Annotated in this window: 5 protein-coding genes; 3 read left to right on the forward strand and 2 right to left on the reverse strand. The window is 72.1% G+C overall.

Annotated features, from left to right (window positions below; all coding sequences use genetic code 11):
* Positions 1-32: 32 nt before the first annotated feature.
* Positions 33-851, reverse strand: coding sequence for a hypothetical protein (locus tag AB8Z36_RS28295; RefSeq protein ID WP_369216219.1), 819 nt, complete (start codon positions 849-851; stop codon positions 33-35).
* A gap of 301 nt (positions 852-1,152) precedes the next feature.
* On the opposite strand from AB8Z36_RS28295, the gene purN reads away from it, so the two are divergent.
* Complete coding sequence (gene purN / locus AB8Z36_RS28300; RefSeq protein ID WP_369216222.1) at positions 1,153-1,821, forward strand: phosphoribosylglycinamide formyltransferase; 669 nt, start codon at positions 1,153-1,155, stop codon at positions 1,819-1,821.
* A 92-nt stretch (positions 1,822-1,913) separates the two neighbouring features.
* The gene (gene purH / locus AB8Z36_RS28305) at positions 1,914-3,449 is read left to right on the forward strand and encodes a bifunctional phosphoribosylaminoimidazolecarboxamide formyltransferase/IMP cyclohydrolase (RefSeq protein ID WP_369216223.1); all 1,536 of its coding nucleotides are present in this window, start codon (positions 1,914-1,916) and stop codon (positions 3,447-3,449) included.
* Positions 3,450-3,588: 139 nt separating this feature from the next.
* Here purH and AB8Z36_RS28310 read toward each other — a convergent pair whose 3' ends face one another.
* Entirely contained in the window at positions 3,589-4,308 is a 720-nt protein-coding gene (locus AB8Z36_RS28310; protein ID WP_369216220.1) for an RDD family protein, read from the reverse strand.
* A 245-nt stretch (positions 4,309-4,553) separates the two neighbouring features.
* On the opposite strand from AB8Z36_RS28310, the gene AB8Z36_RS28315 reads away from it, so the two are divergent.
* Complete coding sequence (locus tag AB8Z36_RS28315) at positions 4,554-5,414, forward strand: bifunctional methylenetetrahydrofolate dehydrogenase/methenyltetrahydrofolate cyclohydrolase (protein WP_369216221.1); 861 nt, start codon at positions 4,554-4,556, stop codon at positions 5,412-5,414.
* Positions 5,415-5,614 lie beyond the last annotated feature (200 nt).

The following is a 5,614-nucleotide window of genomic DNA, read 5'->3' on the forward strand; positions in this document are numbered from 1 at the left end:
GGTCAGGGCGGTCCGCCCCCGGTCGGGCCCGCCTAGTCCTGCTCGCCCAGCAGCGGGCGCAGTTGCTTGGGGAGCAGGTCCTCGCAGGACTGTTTCGATGTGCTGGTGAGTGCGTCGTCCACGCACGTGTAGTAGTCCTGGTACACGAGCTGGGCCGTGAACGTGGCCGCCACCATGAGCAGCGCGAGCGCGCCCGTGACCAGGCCGCTGATCGCCGCCGTCGTCTGCGGACGCGTCGGAGAGGCCGTCCCCCGCGAGGCCGTCCCCCGCGAGGCCGTACCCCGCGAGGCAGTACCCCGTGACGCCGTGCCCGGCGCAGCCGTCGCGGGCGCCGTCGGGTCCGGCGTACGCGGCCTCGCCCGCAGGGACTGGATCGCCCAGCTCAGCGCGAGCGCGCCGAGCAGCAGCGCGACGTACCGCCAGCCGAACAGCGCGAAGAAGAAGGCCCACATGCCGGAGAGCAGGGCGTAGCGGGCGCGCCGCTGCGCGGGGTCCGTCGGGTCCCAGCGCGGGCCGCCGCCGTTGCCGGACTTGCCGGGCTCCTCCTGGCCGGAGTTGTCGCGGCGGCCGGGACGCTCGCCGAAGCCGCCCTCGGAGCGGCCCGGCTGGCGGTCGCTCCACTGACTGCCCCAGGGCGAGTTCCGGCCGGAGCCGTCTTCCGAGTCACTCCCGGAGCCGCCCCCCGTGCCGTCCCCGCGCGGCTGCCACGGCCGGTCCGGTGTCCCCTCCGGCGGCGGCGCGAAGGGGTTGTCGTCGTCCTTGCCCGTTCCCCGGGTGCCCTCGTCCCGGGACTCCGGTCCCTGGGAGTCGGGGTCCTGCGGTGGAGACGAAGGGCGGCTACGGTCCGGCATCAGGTGTGCGTCTTCCCTTTGGTAGGGCCGCGGTGGAGCCCATGTGCGGCTCGGCGACTCGGCGTTCGTCGGTATCGGGGGGCTTTCCCACAGACGCTACCCTCCGGCCGCGCCCCCGTCCCGTGAGGGGCGGTTCCGTGTGCCGGTATCGTTGCTGGCGGTCGGCCGGTTCGTAGGGTTCCCCGTATCGAGGGACGCGAAGCCTTCGTACGACCGTACAAAGCGGCGCGCCGCAGGGCGCGCGTACCGAGACGCATCTTCCGATCTTCCGAGAAAGGCCCCCGCTGTGGCCAAGAGCGCTGTGGTCGAGCGCCTCCAAGGGACCGAGCGCCCCCGAGGGGCCGAGGGCACCTCCCGCCCCAAGCGGCTCGTCGTGCTGGTGTCCGGCTCGGGCACGAACCTCCAGGCCCTGCTCGACGCGGTCCGTGCCGAGGGAGCCGAGGGCTACGGCGCCGAGATCGTCGCGGTCGGCGCCGACCGCGACGGCATCGCGGGACTCGAACGCGCGGAGCGCGCCGGGATCGCGACCTTCGTCTGCCGGGTGAAGGACCACGAGACCCGCGAGGCGTGGGACGCGGCCCTGGCCGCGGCGACGGCCGCGCACGAGCCCGATCTCGTGGTCTCGGCCGGGTTCATGAAGATCGTGGGGAAGGAGTTCCTCGCGCACTTCGGCGGGCGGTTCGTGAACACGCACCCCGCGCTGCTGCCCAGTTTTCCGGGGGCCCACGGCGCGCGCGACGCGCTCGCGTACGGCGTGAAGGTCACCGGCTGCACCGTCCACTTCGTCGACGACGGCGTCGACACCGGCCCGATCATCGCCCAGGGCGTGGTCGAGGTCCGGGACGAGGACGACGAGAGCGCTCTGCACGAGCGCATCAAGGAAGTCGAGCGCACGCTGCTCGTCGATGTCGTGGGGCGTCTGGCCCGGCACGGCTACCGCATTGAGGGACGAAAGGTTCTTATCCCGTGACCGCCGAAGCTTCGAACGCCACCGCTGCTACGAACGCCGCCACAGCTGCGGACGCCACCGCGGCTACGGACGCCGACGCCGCGCAGCGCCCCATCAAGCGCGCGCTCGTCAGCGTCTACGACAAGACCGGCCTGGAAGAGCTCGCGCGCGGGCTGCACGAGGCGGGCGTCGAGCTCGTCTCCACCGGCTCGACGGCCGGACGGATCGCCGCCGCCGGAGTGCCCGTGACCAAGGTCGAGGAGCTGACCGGCTTCCCCGAGTGCCTGGACGGCCGCGTCAAGACGCTGCACCCGAAGGTCCACGCGGGCATCCTCGCCGACCTCCGTCTGGAGGACCACCGGCGCCAGCTCGCGGAGCTCGGCGTCGAGCCCTTCCAGCTCGTCGTCGTGAACCTCTACCCCTTCAAGGAGACCGTCGCCTCGGGCGCGACGCCCGACGAGTGCGTCGAGCAGATCGACATCGGCGGCCCCTCGATGGTCCGCGCCGCCGCCAAGAACCACCCCTCGGTCGCGGTCGTCACCGACCCGAAGCGGTACGCCGACGTGCTCGCGGCGGTCAAGGCGGGCGGCTTCGACCTGACCGCGCGCAAGCGGCTCGCGGGCGAGGCGTTCCAGCACACGGCCGCCTACGACGTGGCGGTGGCGAGCTGGTTCGCCGCGGACTACGCCGCCGCCGACGAGTCCGGCCTCCCCGAGTTCCTCGGCGCCACGTACGAGCGCCACAACGTGCTGCGCTACGGCGAGAACCCGCACCAGGGCGCCGCTCTCTACGTCGACGGCACCGGCGGTCTCGCCGAGGCCGAGCAGTTGCACGGCAAGGAGATGTCGTACAACAACTTCACGGACACGGACGCCGCGCGCCGTGCCGCGTACGACCACGACGAGCCCTGTGTCGCGATCATCAAGCACGCCAACCCGTGCGGCATCGCCGTCGGCGCGGACGTCGCGGAGGCGCACCGCAAGGCGCACGCCTGCGACCCGCTGTCCGCGTTCGGCGGTGTGATCGCCGTGAACCGCCCGGTCTCCAGGGAGATGGCCGAGCAGGTCGCCGAGATCTTCACCGAGGTCATCGTCGCGCCGGGGTACGAGGACGGCGCCCTGGAAGCCCTCACCAAGAAGAAGAACATCCGCGTGCTGCGCGCCGACCGGGCGCCGTCCAACGCGGTCGAGGTCAAGCCGATCGACGGCGGCGCGCTGCTCCAGGTCACCGACCGGCTCCAGGCCGAGGGCGACGACCCCGCGCACTGGACGCTGGCCACGGGCGACGCCCTGAGCGAGAGCGAGCTGGCCGAGCTGGCGTTCGCCTGGAAGGCGTCCCGCGCGGTGAAGTCCAACGCGATCCTGCTCGCCAAGGACGGCGCCTCGGTCGGCGTCGGCATGGGCCAGGTCAACCGCGTCGACTCCGCGAAGCTCGCCGTCGAGCGGGCGGGCGAGGAGCGGGCGCGCGGCGCCTACGCCGCCTCCGACGCGTTCTTCCCCTTCCCCGACGGCCTGGAGATCCTGACCGCCGCGGGCGTCAAGGCCGTGGTCCAGCCCGGCGGTTCGGTCCGCGACGAGCTGGTCGTGGAGGCGGCGAAGAAGGCGGGCGTCACGATGTACTTCACGGGCACCCGGCACTTCTTCCACTGAGGCGACTGAGGGGGCTGAGGCGGCTGAGGGGGCCGAGGCGGCCCCCGGCCGGACATGACGAAGGCCGCGCTTTCCGTTCGGAAAGCGCGGCCTTCGCGCGTACAGCGGATCAGCCGGATGCCCTGGCCGATTCGGCGCCCTAGTTGTTGGAGCGCTGCACCACCATCGTCTTGGCGGCCTTGTCGTGCCAGCCCTGCTGGCGCCCGGACTTGTCCCAGAACGGGGACAGGTAGACCAGGAGCGAGCCGATGCCGCAGGCCAGGGAGCCGACGATCGGGATGATGTAGCGGACGAAGGCCGAGCCGAAGCCGGGCTTCTGGCCGGTCTCGGCGTTGATGACGCGGATGCCGACGGCGAGCTTGCCGAGCGTGCCGCCGACGAGGGCCGTCATCAGCCACTCGTAGAGCAGGCCGATGACCGCGAAGACGCCGATGGCGGCGCCCATGGAGGACGCTATGTCGGAACCGGCGTCGTTCATGCAGCTGTCGTAGTTGACCGAGCCCGGGTCACAGTCGGAGGCGGCACCCACGGCACCGGCGATGCCGATGGCGAGGAGGATGCCGTAGATGATGCCGAACGCCAGGCCGTCGATCACACGGGCACCGAAGCGACGGCCCATGGACGCCACCGTCGGACCGCCGCCCTGGTAGCCGTAGCCGCCGCCGGGCTGCTGCGGGTACGCGCCGTACGGGGAGGCGGGCTGCTGCTGCGGGTAGCCGTAGCCCTGCTGCGGGGGGACGCCCTGCGGGGCCTGCTGCGGGTAGCCGTAGCCGGGCTGGCCCTGCGGCGGCTGGCCGTAACCGGGCTGTCCCTGAGGCGGCTGCTGACCGTAGGGGTTGTTGGGGTCGCCGTAACTCATGGCGGTCTTCCTCCGTCGGGATGGTGCGGGGACGACGCGGCACATCACGGAGGAAGGTGTTACAGATGCGGTCCGTCCCCCCGACACTGCCCGCGGCACTGTGCCGCATATCGTTCTTTAGCCATGGCTTATTTGTCCAGCCGCGCCGCGCAGGTGTTGTGCAAGTGCAACCTCGCTGATCAGGGTGCGAGACGCCGGGGCGCCCTGATTGGAACCGGGCGGCCCTCATCCGGGAAGATGGGGTCATGACCGCCCAGATTCTCGATGGCAAGGCCACCGCAGCCGCGATCAAGTCCGAACTGACCGCCCGCGTGGCGGCCCTGAAGGAGAAGGGCGTCACGCCCGGACTCGGTACCGTCCTGGTCGGCGACGACCCCGGCAGCCAGAAGTACGTCGCGGGCAAGCACCGTGACTGCGCGCAGGTCGGCATCGCCTCCATCCAGCGCGAACTGCCCGCCACCGCCTCCCAGGAGGAGATCGAGGCGGTCGTGCGCGAGCTCAACGACGACCCCGCCTGCACCGGGTACATCGTGCAACTCCCGCTACCCAAGGGCATCGACGAGAACCGCGTCCTGGAGCTGATGGACCCGGACAAGGACGCCGACGGCCTGCACCCGATGAACCTCGGCCGTCTCGTCCTGAACGAGCCGGCGCCGCTGCCCTGCACCCCGTACGGCATCATCCGGCTGCTGCGGCAGCACGGCGTGGAGATCAAGGGCGCCGAGGTCGTCGTCGTCGGGCGCGGTGTCACCATCGGCCGCCCGATGCCGCTGCTGCTCACCCGCAAGTCCGAGAACGCCACGGTCACGCAGTGCCACACCGGCACCCGCGACCTCGCCGCGCACCTGAAGCGGGCCGACATCATCGTGGCCGCCGCGGGCGTCCCGCACCTCATCAAGCCCGAGGACGTGAAGCAGGGCGCCGCCGTCCTGGACGTCGGTGTCTCGCGCGACGAGAGCGGCAAGATCGTCGGCGATGTCCACCCGGGCGTCGCGGAGGTCGCCGGATGGATCTCCCCGAACCCCGGCGGCGTCGGCCCGATGACCCGCGCCCAGCTGCTGGTCAACGTCGTCGAGGCCGCCGAGCGCATCGCTGCCGCGAGCTGACCCGGGAGAGGGGCCGCGCTCATGAACGCAGAACCCGAGCGGAAGACCGGCGGACCCGGGGCCTCCGGCGCGCACCGGGCCGAGGAGGCCCCGGCGCCCGGCCCCGAGGACGCCGAGGCCAAGGGCGCCGTCAGCGCACCGGGGCCGGACGGGGAGCCGCGGAAGGTCTCGCGCCGCTTTCCGCTGTTCACCCGTGACAC

The organism is Streptomyces flavofungini (assembly GCF_041028215.1).
Classification (GTDB): Bacteria; Actinomycetota; Actinomycetes; order Streptomycetales; family Streptomycetaceae; genus Streptomyces; species Streptomyces flavofungini_B.